Origin of the sequence: Acinetobacter sp. (genome assembly GCF_036659555.1) — a bacterium.
Lineage (GTDB): Bacteria > Pseudomonadota > Gammaproteobacteria > Pseudomonadales > Moraxellaceae > Acinetobacter.
Genome location: NZ_JAVXCI010000085.1, coordinates 1 through 14,507, shown reverse-complemented (window position 1 = coordinate 14,507; position 14,507 = coordinate 1). Strand labels below are relative to the sequence as shown.

General features: G+C 45.3%; 14 protein-coding genes and 1 pseudogene. 10 read left to right on the top strand and 5 right to left on the bottom strand.

Annotated elements, in window-relative coordinates; all coding sequences use genetic code 11:
- Positions 1-172 precede the first annotated feature (172 nt).
- Complete coding sequence (locus RSA72_RS11440; RefSeq protein WP_332622626.1) at positions 173-1,423, top strand: mechanosensitive ion channel family protein; 1,251 nt, start codon at positions 173-175, stop codon at positions 1,421-1,423.
- Between the two features lie 289 nt (positions 1,424-1,712).
- The gene (locus tag RSA72_RS11435; RefSeq protein WP_332622627.1) at positions 1,713-3,077 is read left to right on the top strand and encodes a metal-dependent hydrolase family protein; all 1,365 of its coding nucleotides are present in this window, start codon (positions 1,713-1,715) and stop codon (positions 3,075-3,077) included.
- A gap of 228 nt (positions 3,078-3,305) precedes the next feature.
- Here the strand turns inward: RSA72_RS11435 and lptA are convergent, their stop codons facing one another.
- Positions 3,306-3,914: a lipopolysaccharide transport periplasmic protein LptA gene (lptA, locus tag RSA72_RS11430; RefSeq protein WP_332622628.1), complete on the bottom strand. Its 609-nt coding sequence runs from the start codon at positions 3,912-3,914 to the stop codon at positions 3,306-3,308.
- A 188-nt stretch (positions 3,915-4,102) separates the two neighbouring features.
- On the opposite strand from lptA, the gene RSA72_RS11425 reads away from it, so the two are divergent.
- The 3 genes from RSA72_RS11425 (at position 4,103) to RSA72_RS11415 (ending at position 6,072) form a co-directional block, all read left to right on the top strand.
- Positions 4,103-4,582: a nucleotidyltransferase family protein gene (locus tag RSA72_RS11425; protein WP_332622630.1), complete on the top strand. Its 480-nt coding sequence runs from the start codon at positions 4,103-4,105 to the stop codon at positions 4,580-4,582.
- A 268-nt stretch (positions 4,583-4,850) separates the two neighbouring features.
- On the top strand, positions 4,851-5,339 hold the full coding sequence (locus tag RSA72_RS11420) for a hypothetical protein (protein WP_332622632.1): 489 nt from the start codon (positions 4,851-4,853) through the stop codon (positions 5,337-5,339).
- Positions 5,340-5,580: 241 nt separating this feature from the next.
- Complete coding sequence (locus tag RSA72_RS11415) at positions 5,581-6,072, top strand: GNAT family N-acetyltransferase (RefSeq protein WP_332622633.1); 492 nt, start codon at positions 5,581-5,583, stop codon at positions 6,070-6,072.
- A gap of 45 nt (positions 6,073-6,117) precedes the next feature.
- On the opposite strand, the gene RSA72_RS11410 is transcribed toward RSA72_RS11415, so the two are convergent.
- The 3 genes from RSA72_RS11410 to RSA72_RS11400 all read right to left on the bottom strand — a co-directional run bounded on the left by RSA72_RS11410 (position 6,118) and on the right by RSA72_RS11400 (position 8,898).
- The gene (locus RSA72_RS11410; RefSeq protein WP_332622635.1) at positions 6,118-6,585 is read right to left on the bottom strand and encodes a DUF2147 domain-containing protein; all 468 of its coding nucleotides are present in this window, start codon (positions 6,583-6,585) and stop codon (positions 6,118-6,120) included.
- 553 nt (positions 6,586-7,138) lie between these two features.
- Positions 7,139-7,396: a hypothetical protein gene (locus RSA72_RS11405; protein WP_332622636.1), complete on the bottom strand. Its 258-nt coding sequence runs from the start codon at positions 7,394-7,396 to the stop codon at positions 7,139-7,141.
- A 221-nt stretch (positions 7,397-7,617) separates the two neighbouring features.
- Entirely contained in the window at positions 7,618-8,898 is a 1,281-nt protein-coding gene (locus RSA72_RS11400; protein WP_332622637.1) for an NAD(P)/FAD-dependent oxidoreductase, read from the bottom strand.
- Between the two features lie 361 nt (positions 8,899-9,259).
- Here RSA72_RS11400 and RSA72_RS11395 point away from each other — a divergent pair, with 361 nt between their 5' ends.
- Entirely contained in the window at positions 9,260-9,991 is a 732-nt protein-coding gene (locus RSA72_RS11395) for a hypothetical protein (RefSeq protein WP_332622638.1), read from the top strand.
- Positions 9,992-10,065: 74 nt separating this feature from the next.
- Here the strand turns inward: RSA72_RS11395 and RSA72_RS11390 are convergent.
- Positions 10,066-10,197, bottom strand: a pseudogene (locus RSA72_RS11390) (integrase); the annotation flags it as partial.
- 191 nt (positions 10,198-10,388) lie between these two features.
- Between RSA72_RS11390 and RSA72_RS11385 the strand changes: the two are divergent.
- The 4 genes from RSA72_RS11385 (at position 10,389) to gcvH (ending at position 14,329) form a co-directional block, all read left to right on the top strand.
- On the top strand, positions 10,389-12,239 hold the full coding sequence (locus RSA72_RS11385; RefSeq protein ID WP_332622639.1) for an ABC transporter ATP-binding protein: 1,851 nt from the start codon (positions 10,389-10,391) through the stop codon (positions 12,237-12,239).
- 4 nt (positions 12,240-12,243) lie between these two features.
- Positions 12,244-12,693: a MaoC family dehydratase gene (locus RSA72_RS11380; protein ID WP_332622640.1), complete on the top strand. Its 450-nt coding sequence runs from the start codon at positions 12,244-12,246 to the stop codon at positions 12,691-12,693.
- 148 nt (positions 12,694-12,841) lie between these two features.
- Complete coding sequence (locus RSA72_RS11375) at positions 12,842-13,870, top strand: AraC family transcriptional regulator ligand-binding domain-containing protein (RefSeq protein ID WP_332622641.1); 1,029 nt, start codon at positions 12,842-12,844, stop codon at positions 13,868-13,870.
- Positions 13,871-13,954: 84 nt separating this feature from the next.
- The gene (gene gcvH, locus RSA72_RS11370; RefSeq protein ID WP_068910206.1) at positions 13,955-14,329 is read left to right on the top strand and encodes a glycine cleavage system protein GcvH; all 375 of its coding nucleotides are present in this window, start codon (positions 13,955-13,957) and stop codon (positions 14,327-14,329) included.
- The last annotated feature ends 178 nt before the right edge of the window (positions 14,330-14,507 follow it).

Genomic DNA, 14,507 nt, shown 5'->3' with positions numbered 1-14,507 from the left:
AGCACCAAGCACCAAGCACCAAGCACCAAGCACCAAGCACCAAGCACCAAGCACCAAGCAAAGCGTAAAAAGATGCAGGCTTTGTGTATGCAAAACGTTATTATAAAAAATCTTTTAAAATTAAGACGATAAACTGCGCGCAATTTTAACTGAACACACGATGAGGATGGTTTTGGAGCGTTTTAGCGTTATTATTCAAAAAATTCAAGATTGGTCTGATCAATACCCTTGGCTGGAAATGCTGACCTCGCTCAGCATGGTCATTCTACTGGCCATTTTGGCGACTTTTATTGCCAAACAGGTGGTTGTCCGTGGCATCCGCAAACTCATCGCCAAACTGCCCTTTTTCAATGATTCAATTATTGCTGAGCACAGCGTAATCCGCCGGATTACCAACATTGTGCCTGCCGTTGTGATCATGAATGGCATTAACACCGTGCCCCATGTGTCTGCGGAATTCATCAGCCTGGTGCAGACGGTTTCGCAGGCCTTTATTTTCCTGACCATCGCTTTAGCCATCAGTGAAGTGCTGAATATCTTCAATCTGGTGTATCAGCGCAATCCTAAGTCTAAAAACAAGCCGATTAAAGGCTATCTGCAGCTGGTCAAGCTGATCATCTATATTGTCTGCGGCCTGATGATTTTAGGCACCTTCCTGAAGAAAGACGTATTTACCTTGCTGGCCGGTTTTGGCGCCATGGCTGCCGTGCTGATGCTGGTATTCCAAAACACCATTCTGTCTTTGGTGGCTTCGGTGCAGATTTCATCCTACGACATGGTGCGCATTGGCGACTGGATAGAAATGCCTTCACTGAATGCCGATGGCGATGTCATTGATATGTCATTGCATACGATTACCGTGCAGAATTTTGACAAGACTTTGACCACCATTCCAACCCATAAGCTGGTCACCGATACCTTTAAAAACTGGCGTGGCATGGCTGCAGCGGGCGTGCGCCGCATTAAGCGCTCCATTTATATTGATCAAAACTCTGTGCATTTCATGACTAAAGATGAGCAGAAAAAGCTCAGGGAATTTCTGCTGCTGGGCCAGTACCTGAATGACAAGTCTGCAGAGATTGAGCAGTTTAACCAGAAGCTGAGCAATCCCGCGCGCTATAATCAGCGCAGATTGACCAACTTGGGGACATTCCGCGCCTATGTCGAGCTGTATTTAAAGCAGCATCCCGGAATTGCGCAGCACCAGTCGCTGATTATCCGCCAGCTGCAGCCGACCAGTGAAGGCCTGCCTTTGGAAATCTATGCATTTACCAACATCACGGCCTGGAAAGACTATGAGGCGATCCAGTCTGATATTTTCGACCACCTGATTGCGATTATTCCTGAATTCGGCTTGAAAATTTATCAGGCGCCTTCCGGCTCTGACTTCAGGGCAAATCCCTATATGCTGTCAGGCAACTAAAGGCCTGAAATGCCGGCGTTCCTTGAGGGGAGCGCCGGCATATTTGCAAAGACCTTTACTTGAAGGCTGATATCAAGCTGTTTACAGCCCCAGACTGCCTGAAAATGCCAGCACTGTTTTAATTTCACACTCTCCTTGCCCCATCGTTATTTTTTACCAGATGATTTATATTTAAATTATGATTTATCTGGATATTTTATGAATACCGATTAATTTAAGCTATTTATGCTATAACAGGAAACTATAAAAATTATTTGTGCATTAACTAACCGTCAAGGAAATAAGTTCAATGAAGCCCTTAGTTAAATTGTTATGCGGCGCTGCTTTTTTATGCAGCGCCGCGGCATCCGCTCACAGCGCTGCAGATCCGGCGCATGATAATAAGAACGCTGAAAACAAAAGTATTTTATTCAAAAATGTCCGGATCTTTGACGGCAAATCCGCTAAATTAAGCGGCCCGGTCAATGTGCTGATTGAAGGCAATAGCATTCGAAGCATTGGCGCAAATGTCACGGCTCCCGGCGCAGGAGCCTATGTAATTGACGGCAGCAATAAAACCCTGATGCCGGGGCTCGTTGATGCGCATTGGCATGCCATGATGGCTGCCCTGCCTCCGGCTAAAATGATGACTGCGGAAGTTGCAGACCTGAACTTTATGGCCGCCCAAGAAGCCAATAATACCTTGATGCGCGGCTTCACCTCCGTCCGCGATTTAGGCGGGCCGGTTTTTGCGTTAAAGCGCGCGATTGATGCAAACATGGTCAATGGCCCAAGAATATGGCCTTCCGGCGCAATCATCTCCCAGACCGGCGGCCACGGCGACTTCCGCATGACTTATGATATTCCCTCCTCGGGCAGCTCTGCCCTGAGCCGCGGGGAAGCTGCCGGCGGCGGAATTATTGCAGATGGCGCAAATGAAGTGCTTAAGCGCTCCCGCGAACAGCTGATGCTTGGCGCCACTCAGCTTAAGCTGGCCGCAGGCGGCGGCGTATCGTCAAGCTATGATCCGATTGATGTTTCCCAATATACGGAAGAAGAATTCCGGGCGGCCGTCAGCGCGGCCGAAAATTGGGGAACCTATGTTTCTGTGCATGCCTACACGCCGAAATCAATTCAAACCGCTTTAAAAGGCGGAGTCAAAATCATTGAACATGCGCAGCTGATGGATGAGCCCACGGCTAAAATGATGGCGGAGAAAGGCGCATGGTTCAGCTCGCAGGCATTTATTGACAATGAATATGCCAACCCGCAAGCTGGAGCAAACCGTGAAAAGCAGAAAAAAGTTCAGGCGGGAACAGACAAATCTTTTGAACTGGCAAAAAAATACAAATTAAACGTAGCTTGGGGAACCGACATCCTGTTTAACCCGAAAATGACCAAAAACCAAGGCGCGCTGCTGACCACGATGACGCGCTGGTACAGCCCTGCAGACGTTTTAAAAATGGCAACGTCAACTAATGCATCGCTGCTGCAGCTGTCAGGAGAGCGGAGCCCTTATCCTGGGAAACTGGGCGTCATTGAAGAAGGCGCTTTTGCCGACGTGCTGCTTGTTGATGGAGACCCGATTTCCAATATCAAGTTAATTGCGGAACCTGCTAAAAACCTGCTGGTTATTATGAAAGACGGGGTCATTTATAAAAACCTGCTTGAGTAGGATTTTTTGATGCCTTGACTTTAGGAAGATATTTTCTAGATCAAATCGCTCCTATTAAGCAGCCTGCTGCAGGCTGCTTTTTCAGGCCAATCACCGCTGGTTTATGCAGATTCGTACTGCAAACTGGGCTGTATTTGCTGTTAATTTTAACCGCTGCACTGTCATGGACAGCGGCCTGATTTCCCTGCCGAATTCAGCCTATAAAAACTGCAGGAAAGCCGCCGGAAGTTAATTCTTAACAATTGGCGCGCTTTGCTTCGCGCGGTTTGGCGGAATAACGATATGAACTCTGGCTTTGCTATTTCCGAGCGCTTCAATTTCGCCAGTGGTCAGGCCATAGGTAATGATGGGGCTTTTGAAACTCTTGCCGAAATCGCTGGAAATTTCAGCATTTCCTTCCAGCGTAACCAGCAGTTTGCCGGCATCGTATGTCGCTTTTCTGGCGCTGCCCTTAATCAGCTCCCCTGTTTGGTAATTCTTCTTTTGAAATCTGACCGGCTGGCCCTTGGCAATAATCCGGTCTAATTCCCTATTCTGCTTTTGCTTGAATTGTATTTCACTTCCTTCCAGCTTCAGCGAGCCTTGCGCTGCTGTAAAGTTCCCCTTGTAGACACCTTCACCAGAGTTTAGGTTCATCCCTAAGGAATCCCCTGAAAGATGCATTGGCTGACTGAAATCCGGGTCATGGCTGGCAGAGAACGCCCAATTGGGGGCAGATAGAACAAAAAGCAGGACGAGATATTTCTTCATTGTTAAGTAAATGCTAATAAAAATCATTTGTATTAAATTATACAGTATTTTTAATGATTTATCTCCAAAATCAGCCAATAAAGGCAAGCCATTCGGCTTGCCGCCTGCCCTCGCTTGGAGTTTTTCTTCAGGCCAAGCCGCATTTTTTGCTAAGCTGTATGCGCTGAATTGCAGAAAATATAAATAGGATCAAGATGCCATTAACCGCTGAAAGCTTTTTAAAGACTGCAATGACGAATCCTGTGAATAGTGAGATTATTTCACGGCTGCCTCAAATGGGTTTGAATCAATGCATGCTGACCGCCGGCTGCTTGTTTCAAACCGTATGGAACCATCAAGCCAAGCTGCCGCCGGCATGGGGGATAAAAGACTATGACGTTTTCTACTTTGACGAAGACCTGTCACTGCAGGCTGAAAGTGCAATTATTGCCACAGGCCAGCGTTTATTTCACGACTTGAATGTCAATGTCGAATTTAAAAATCAAGCCCGGGTTCACCTTTGGTACAGCCAGCGGTTTGGCGGAACATACCCGCAGCTGCAGTCGTCTAAAGACGGCATAGACCGCTATCTTATTGCCGGCACATGCATTGGCTTAGATGCTGAAAGCGGCCAGCTTTATGCTCCAAACGGCTTAGCGGATACAGAACAAGGGATTCTCCGCATTAATCCTAAAAATCCAAAGCCGGAGCTATTCAGCCAAAAAGCCAAAAGCTATCAGGAGCGCTGGCCTTGGCTCAAGGTGATTGCGCCCTAAGCTGATGGCAGTCAGGCATTTCTTCCTCCTTCCTTAAAGAGGATAAAATGCTTTGCGAATAAAGGCATGCTGTATTTGAAAATTCAGCCATTTTTTAGATTCAGAAGCGGACAGGCTTTAAAAAACTGCTGTGAATTGAAAATTGCTGCTGGGTATTTCTATCAGAGCATATTATGCTGGCAGCGGTTTATTAAACTTTGATAATAAAATGCAGCTTAAAAGGCTTTGATTAGGGCTGGGTAAAATAATGAATTGTAAAAATCTGTGCATGGCAGTGCTTCTTTTTATTCCAGTTTCAAGCTTTGCAGATCAGCTTAATTTGGAGCGGTATTTAGAAAACTCCGCCACCATATCCGGCATTAACAGCGATTCGCATATTCAGAATGAATTAGCAGTTATTTTAGGCAAGGACTATATTGAATTTTCCAAAAACTTTGAAGATTTTGCCGCCCCATATAAACTGAAAACTGCAAAAGCGATTTATTATGAAGGCAGGAAAAAGAACAGCGATGCGGCTTCATCGGCAGCTTTATATGCAGATGGTCGGATTTATGCAGCCTATTATATTCCAAAAAATCAGGCCGTCAGATATTTCACGAACGATCAGGCATGTTCAGCAGTTTTGCATCCGGTAATTCAGGTATTTATCAAACACTATCCTGATGCAAAAATTGAATATGCGTCCTCCAATTCAAGCATGTTAAAATATAATGAAGGAAAAGGATCAGCATGTTCAAACTTGAAATTAAGCCATTGAGATATTTATTTAAACTTTAGAGGCGGCCAGCAAATGAAAAAAATGGAATTTTTCTTCTTTATTATTTTAATTCTGGTCATTCTTTATGGCATTCAATGGATGTTTCATGGCTTCCCGTCAGGAAATTAACGGCTTATCCTAATAAGTTTTCGGCCCTGTTCATATAAACTTTTGCATGCCAATGTAAAATACCTTAAAAATTGCAAAAGAATAACCATCGCTAATATTTAAGAGAGTGCCTGTGAATATTCAATTTAGCCGCTTAAGCCAAATTAGCCTCAATGATATTATTGAATTGAACACAAATGGCCGTGTGCTGAAACAAATGCCTTTGGCTGATGGGATTAACTTTGATGAAAAGCAGTGCATTGCCTGGGTTAATGAAAAAGAAAAACAGTGGCAAGAATATGGCTACGGCCCGTGGGCATTTGTTGTTGACGGTAAATTTGCAGGCTGGGGCGGATTGCAGTATGAAGCGGGAGATGCTGATTTAGCTTTGGTCTTGCATCCTGATTATTGGGGACTGGGAAAGCGGATTTTTGAGAAAATCACCCAGCAGGCTTTTAATCAAATGGGTTTGCAGTCAATAACAATTCTGCTCCCTCCAACAAGGGTAAAGCTGCAAGGCATCTATCAATTAGGCTTTGCGCTGGATGGCGAAGTTGTCATTAATAATCAGCCGTTTATAAGATATAGGCTGTATAAGCCTTCCTGCATTGAATATGGTGGCTAAAACCGCCCAATCATGCAATCCGGCGGTTTTCAATGCTTCATGCTGTTACATTTCGGTGAGTTTTCTCCAAGTCATATTGCTGATAGCATTGGCATTTTTTGCTTTGCCGTAGACTTTCATCTGATCTCCGGCAATATTCAGGCGTCCATCAATAGTATAAATGTTCCCATCTTGCGGGCTGATCCAGATTCCTTGGCTGAATTTTTTATTGCTGGAATCAGCAACAAGGCCCTTAAGCGCTTCCATGCCTAAAATTGGCTGGTTCTTCAGGCTGCCCTGGCATTTGCTGCACACTTCTGAACTTGGAGCGCCGGGCAGAGGCCGGTTTTTTGTGATGACAGCGCTATATTGCTGTGTTTTGGAATTCTTGCGGATCACAATATCTGAAACATAATAACCGGTACGGTCATCAATTACTTTCCAAGTACCAATTAAGGGGTCAAAAGGCATAGCAGCCAATGGATTCATTAGCCCAAGCAGCAGTGCCGCAGCACCAAAAAATTTAAAATTCATAAAAGATGTTTGCAATTAAGATAGGAGAAATACAACCGTGCCAAAAGCGGCGGAATTATAGCAACTATTTTTCAAAATTCGCAAATTATTTCATTAAAATTAAATATATACATGATATGTGAATTCAGAAGCAGACCCGTAAGTAAAATCCTGCAACTGCAGGCCCAAGCCGGATTCCGGCTTTATAAGAGCCTTTTTCCGCCAAGGCTACGACTGACTGCATTGCGGGCTTAGCCAAAATACGGACATGCCTCCCCTTCCGCAGTTCAGGTTATGTCCGCTGTAGAGGCATAAAAAAGCGCCATTTTTATATAAAGCAAGGCCAGCCATAATCTATAAAACCTATTCAGCAGTTCCAGCTATACTGGCCCGGCTTTACCCGCTTTATATCTCTTGTATAAGCCATGAATTGCAGCGCAGCATGCAAAAAACACAAAAACCGTGAAGCGCCTATCTATTTTTTGGGCTGCGATCATATCCGAAAGATTGGCGCCAAACATTAAAATGCCAAAAACCCAAAAAAATGAATGCCAGTGACTGTTCTGTATTTTGTTCATTCTTTTTGCCCCAATTGCCGGCTTCTCTCTTCATTGTTTATCCTTTCAATCTGATTTATCCAATACTGAATGGCATAATTGTACTTCGCAAAAAATGAGAAAAACATGAAGCTAAGCGCTGGCGTAAGCACAATGCTTTCCGCCTGCCCTGCAGCTTTTTCATAAATGGCGACAGCAATTGCACAAAACGCCAATGCGGAGAAACTATAGTGTGAAACTTTCAGAAAGGAATCAAAACTCTTGCCTTTAAACATAATATTAAATACATATCATTATCATTTAATGGGTAATTATATGATTATTAATTAACTATTCAAGCTTTTTAAGCTTTAGAGAGCGCTCTCCAGAGCATTGCTTAACCTGCTGATGCGGCCCCTAACAAAGATCACGATTGAAACGGCACGCATTGCAGATGCGCCATCAGAATAAGCCTGCTTCAGCATGACCAATGAAGAGGCTTATCTGTGGTCAGCGGTTAGTATAGTTTAAATTTTTTCAGTAAATTCTTGGCCGCGCTATCTCTTTTATGCAGCTGTACAGTTTGGTTCAAGCCGTGAATATTCACCTGATGCAACCGGTACAAGGCATCATATGCAGTTCTGGCAAGCTTTCCATAAATATTCAGCTCATTTAAAACCTCGCCGACTGCCTGTTCCTTGCCTAAAGAAACAATTGATCCCTTTTCGACAAATTTAAACATTGGCAATTTCTTATTTTCCAAGCGATTAATTAAGCTTAGCGCAAGGAATTCAGCTTGCTGTGATGCAACTTGCGCTCTAGCGCCTAAAGGGGGATGCGCTGCATCCAGCTGGCAGTGCGCACAATCTCCTAATGCAAAAATATTAGGGTCAGAATAGGTTTGCAGCGTTGCATAAACTTTTAAGCGGTGGATATTGTCTTTTTCAAAACCGTTTAAATCTTCTAAAACTTGCGGCGCTTTAATTCCGGCAGTCCACACTTTTAAATTAGCTTCCAGCGCTGATCCATCAGAAAAATAAACTTTATCTGCATCAATGGCAGAAACTCGAGCGTTTTTTAAAATATTCACGCCCATAGCCGCTAAATTTTTTTCGACCTCTTTGGAAATGCTGGGCGATAATCCAGATAAAAGGCGTTCTGATGAGTCAATTAATGTGAATTTAACTTTGATCTGACTTAACTCTTTAAATAAAGTCTCCGCCATTTTGTTTTTCAAATTAATTAATTCTGAGATTAATTCAACGCCAGTCGCGCCGCCGCCAATAATTGCGACATGATAATCTGACTGTGCGGGAATGACTTGCTGCTTCATATCAAAGTACGACATGAAAATATTGTCATGAATTTTTTTTGCTTGATCTTGGCTGTCTAAAAAGTAGCAATGCTCTTTCACTCCAGCGACATTGAAATCATTTGATTTAGAGCCTAAAGCTAAAACCAGCGTATCGTATTCAATGCTGCGGATGCATTTTATTTCTGGATTCATCAGGCTAATAATTTCGATATCAATCGATTTTTTATCTTTATTAATATCAACTAAGGAACCATATACATAATTATAGTTATGCTGGTGTGAATGAACGAGATAGTTAACTTCATTTGCAGCTAAGTCAAGGCTGCCGCTTGCTGCTTCATGCAATAACGGTTTCCAAACATGAGTCAGCCCTGCATCAACCAAAGTAATAGAAATATTCTCTTTATGGCCAATAAGGTCACCCAGTTTGGTCACTAATTCCAATCCGCCTGCACCACCGCCAACAACAACTATACGATGCATAAATACTCCTTCTCTGCTTAATAAATTACCTGCCACACTCAAAGTGTACTGACCAGTACACTTTCATTGTAGCATGCACGCAGCCGGTTTTGTTTGGCAATCTTCCAGAGGCAGGTGAATTTGAGTATTTTCCAATTGTGATTAAAGCATTCGGCAGGCATTTCAATGCCTTCAATTTGCAAAATAATTCTCAATCAAATGCCGCCATTTATATATAGCGATCAAACAGGCGCTGAACTTTCCACGGCGCATTTTATGCAAAGGTTCAAGATAAAGATTTTGCCGCTAAATCTGAAAATGCTGCCTAGGAATTTAAGATATACTCAGTTGCTGATATAGCTTAAATACAGGGGCATTATTCTTGAGCTATCCGAAAAACCCGCTTAACTTAAAAAGATGCTTAAGCCATATTATATTTTCTTCAGCTTTTATTCTTTATCCAGCCGGCATTCAAAATGCCTATGCCAATAAGCTGTATTTACCCGTTGGCTATGATGCATTCTGCGGATTACCCGTGTTTACTGGGCAAAATCCGCAAATTGCTACAGCGGAAAAAGACCAGTTCGGAAATAAAATTATCCATATTGATCCTAGCGCATTGGCAAATATTTCAAGTTCAAGACTATTCACACTGGCCCATGAATGCGCCCACCATAAATTGGGTCATACTTCAGCACTTGGGGAAATGGAAAGATACCATGGCGGGACACGCAAACAGGAATTGGAAGCGGATTGCTGGGCTGCAAGGCAGCTTAGTGAACACAACCTTGCAGGAGATCTGCAATTTCAAATGCTGACCAATTTGGCGTCGGGCCATTTTGCTGGCGGAGGATATCCCAGCGGGAATGAAAGGGCTCAAAATATATTATCATGCGCATCAGGTAACCCACCGCAAAAGCAATGCACAACGCGCTTAGTTCCTCAAATAACGACAGTAATGCAATATCGGGTGATTCAGCAAAGCGTTCCATGCTCGCATATACAATATGGGCCATACGGGCCTTTCCAGATACATCAATTCGACCTAATCCCCCAGCGGATACAAGTTCCAGTTCAAACAACGCAAATGGTTGAACAAGCCGTATGCGAATAACAGAAAGCCCTCATGCTGATTGCCGTACAGAATATTAGGATTAGCCTCAATTTCTGCTTCGCGTTTTTAAGCTACTTTTCAGCCATTCGCTTCGTGCTAAAAGTTTTGCTTTCCTTATATACTGGGAAATCTTTACGATTAACGCGAATTTCAGCTCTATATCTTAAAGTGCCGTCTGAGAGAGATCTTTGAGCTATTGTTCCCATAAAATTTACGCTTTGACCATTTTTTTTCATTATGGCGTAAATCAGGGCGTAAATAGAAACGCGTTAGCACAGCTAAAAGGGTGTTTACACCGGTAAAAGCGTCTTTATGATTATCATCTAAGATATTGATTTTAATATAAAATATTTAAATTACTGAAATTTAACATTATTGAGAATTGAAGGTGCAGCTTATGCTGAAGTGGTTTGAAAAACTTGTTGATCCTTACCCCGAAAAAGGCCTAAACGAACCTCTTCCCACCCAGTTTTTCCCTTTTGTATGGCAGGCTGCCAGCGGTGTAAAGCGCTATCTGCTGCTTTTAGTCATCTGCACCGCAGGGGCTGCCAGTTTTGAAGCCTTTCTGTACGCTAAAATCGGCGATTTGGTCAACTGGCTGAGCCGAAGCCAGCCTGACACATTCTTAGAAAATCACAGCCAGAACCTGACGATTCTGACCTGCATTCTGCTGGCGAATGTTTTCTTTTCCAGCCTGCAAACGGTTGTAAAGCACCAAATGCTGTACAGCAGTTTTCCTATGCGCCTGCGCTGGCGCTTCCATAATCTGCTGCTGCGGCAGAGCCTGGACTTTTTCCATAATGATTTTGCAGGGCGGCTGTCGGCTAAGGTCATGCAAACGGCGCTTGCCGTGCGTGAATTCTGGATTATTCTGGGCGACATGCTGGCCTATGTGCTGATTTATTTTGTCACCGTCAGCCTGGTTTTGGGGGCCATCTCTCCCATGCTGCTGATTCCGCTGATGCTTTGGCTACTTCTGTTCATCTGTTCCGCAGCCTACTTTATTCCGCGCCTGAGCAAAATTTCCAATGAACAGGCAGATGCGCGCGCAGTCATGACCGGCCGCGTAACTGATGCCTATACCAATATTCAAACCGTTAAGCTGTTTGCGCATGCCGGCCGTGAAAGCCAGTACGCCAAAAGCTCTATGCAGCAGTTTATGGTGACGGTATTCAAGCAAATGCGCCTGGGCGCAAGATATTCCATCAGCATCAGCCTGCTGAATATTGTGCTGTATGCCGGCGTGATTGGCACAGCGGTTTATTTGTGGATGCAGGGCCAAGCCGAACTGGGCGTTATTGCAGCAGCCACCGCCATGATTTTGAAGCTCAGCAGCATTGCGGAATTCATTATGTGGCAAACTTCCGCGCTGTTTGAAAATATCGGCACCATTCAGGACGGAATGAAAACGCTTGGACGCCCAATCAGCATTAAAGACAAGCCTGATGCGCAGGAATTAAAAGTCCCGCGCGGCGAAATTAAGTTTGAAAATGTCAGCTTCGCCTACAGCACAAAAAATGTGGTCGATCAGCTGAATTTAACCATTAAGCCGGGTGAAAAAATCGGCATTGTCGGCCGTTCCGGCGCAGGAAAATCCACCCTGATTCAGCTGCTGCTGCATTTTTACGCCATCAACCAAGGTCGTATTTTGATTGACGGGCAAAATATAGAAGATGTAACGCAGGACAGCTTAAGGCGGAATATCGCGCTGGTGACGCAGGACACCTCCCTGCTGCACCGCACTGTAGAAGACAACATCAAGTATGGCCGCCCAGATGCCACCGATGAGGAAATGCATCAGGCGGTGAAAAAAGCTCAGGCGGATGAATTTATTCCGCAGCTGGTGGATATGCGCGGCAAGTCCGGCTATGAGGCCTTTGTGGGCGAGCGCGGCGTCAAGCTTTCCGGCGGCCAGCGCCAGCGGGTGGCTATTGCGCGGGTCTTCCTGAAAGATGCGCCTATTTTAATTTTGGATGAAGCGACCAGCGCGCTGGATTCTGAAGTGGAAGCCGCCATTCAATCCAGCTTGAACGATTTAATGCAAGGCAAAACGGTTATTGCGATTGCGCACCGCCTATCCACCATTGCGCAGATGGACCGCCTGATTGTGCTGGATCAGGGGCGCATTGCGGAACAGGGAACGCATGAAGAACTGGTGGCGCTGGACGGCATTTATGCGCATTTATGGCAGCGCCAGACCGGCGGCTTCTTAATTGAACAACAGACCAATGAACCAGAAAGGAAATAAATAGATGCTGTATTTGGAAGATATCAAAGTCGGTGACCGCTTTGTCAGCCGTGAATATGAAATGAAGCTGGAAGAAATTAAGCAGTTTGCTCAGGCTTATGATCCGCAGGAGTTTCATTTAGATGAAGATAAAGCCGAAGATCATCCCATCTTCCAAGGCATCGCCGCCAGCGGCTGGCACACCGCAGCGGTGACCATGCGCTTATGGACAGAATGCTTTCCGATCGCCAAAGGCTTAATTGGCGCTGAATCCAGCCTGCGCTGGCCGCGCCCGACACGCCCCGGCGACAGGCTGCATGTCCAAGTTGAAATTGATTCCATTACGCCATCAAAAAGCAGGAATGACCGCGCGCTTGTCAGCTATGTGACTCAGGCCTTAAATCAGCACGGCGATGTGCTGTTCATTTCCACCACAAAAATCATTGTGTTTAAAAAAGAAACTGCGGACGCATAAAATTCCGGATGAAAAGCAGCTGAATTGTTAAATTCAGCTGCCGGGCGCGCAAGCTGAATTGTCCAACAATTTTAATAGCCGAACATTATATTTCGTGCCAATATAGCTTTGAACAAATAAAAAATATAAAGACTGCAACGGACCGCGCATGAAAACACCTTCTTCACGCCAAGATTTAGGCATTCCTGGCGTTTATGGATTACTGCTTTTAGATGTTGTTTCCCGCTGGGGCTATAATAGCGAAACCCTGTTTGGCCCGTTCCGGCTGCACAGTGAACAGCTGGCAGACCCTGAGTACCGCATTCCCACCGCCCTTGCCAATGAGCTGGTGCAGCATGCCCTGCGCTTGACCGGCGAGCCGACTTTAGGCTTTCATTTGGGCACGCAAATGCGCATTTCAATTCATGGCTTTATTGGCTATGCCATTATGACCGCCAATGACATTACCGATGCCTTGGTGCTGGCCAACCGCTTCATTCAACTGCGGATGCCCTTCCTGCAGCTGTTTTTCTCCACCTTCGGCAGTAAAGCTACGGTGCAGCTGCGGACGGATGTCAGCCTGGAGCCTTTGCGCACAGAAATCGCCGTTGCCCTGATTTTCGGCATGATCAGCATGGGCAAAGCCATTACCGGCACGGACTATGCCTCCGGCGATATCGATTTTGACTTTCCCAAGCCGGAAGGCTTTGAGCGCTTCATGGCGAAATTTCCACATCATCAGTTCCGCTTTGACCAGCCGCATTTGCTGCTGAGTTTTGATAAGCGGTATTTAGGCAATAAACTGGTGCATGCCGACCCGATTGCCAGCCAAATCGCCATTAACCAGTGCGAAGCGGAACTGTCCGCCTTGGGCGAGCGCCACCGCCTGGCCATGCGCGTGCGCGATATTCTGACTCATTCAGAACAGCACTACCTAAGCATTGAAGCAGTTGCGGATCGGCTGCATATGTCAGACCGCACCCTGAAGCGCCAGCTGGCGGCCGAAGGCACTTCATTTTCAACTTTAGTCGATGAAGTGCGCTACCGCCATGCGACTTCCCTGCTCTCGCGCACTGACTTTACGCTGGAGCAAATTGCCGATGAGCTTGGCTACAGCGACGTTGCCAATTTCAGCCGGGCCTTTAAGCGCTGGAACGGACGCAGCCCAAGCAATTGGCGCAAAGATCCGTATCTTTAACTAGCTTTGATTGTTCTTTTGTTTTCTGCCAAAAGCATGTATAAACATGCCAAAAATGATTTTAATAGTTTTAAGGAGTTAGCCATGAATCATCCTTCAGATTTAAAATATGCCAGCACGCACGAATGGGTGCGCATTGAAGGTGATCTTGTCGTAACCGGCATTTCAGACCATGCGCAGGATGCATTAGGCGATTTGGTTTATGTTGAGGCGCCGGAAGCGGGTTCGCATATTACTGCCGGCCAGCAAGCGGGTGTGGTTGAGTCGGTAAAAACCGCTTCAGATATTCATGCGCCAGTTTCAGGCACTGTGGTTGAAGTAAATGCAGATCTGGAAGATGATCCGGATTTCGTCAATGATGCGCCGTATGGCAAAGGCTGGATCTACAAAATCAAGCCGGACAATATGGCGGACGTCGAAAAGCTGCTGTCCAGCGCAGAGTATGAAGCGGGTCTGTAATTTCTGCCTGCCGTAGAAATTAGCCGAATGGCTTAGCCAGTCAGTTAAGCATTTTTAATCCTCCCCAACCCTCCTTTTTCAAAGGAGGGGGTATTTCGGAATTCAATGCGGTATTGAACTCCTTTGCACAGCAATGCTGTTCATCCCCCTCTTTTTCAAAGAGGGGTTAGGGGAGATT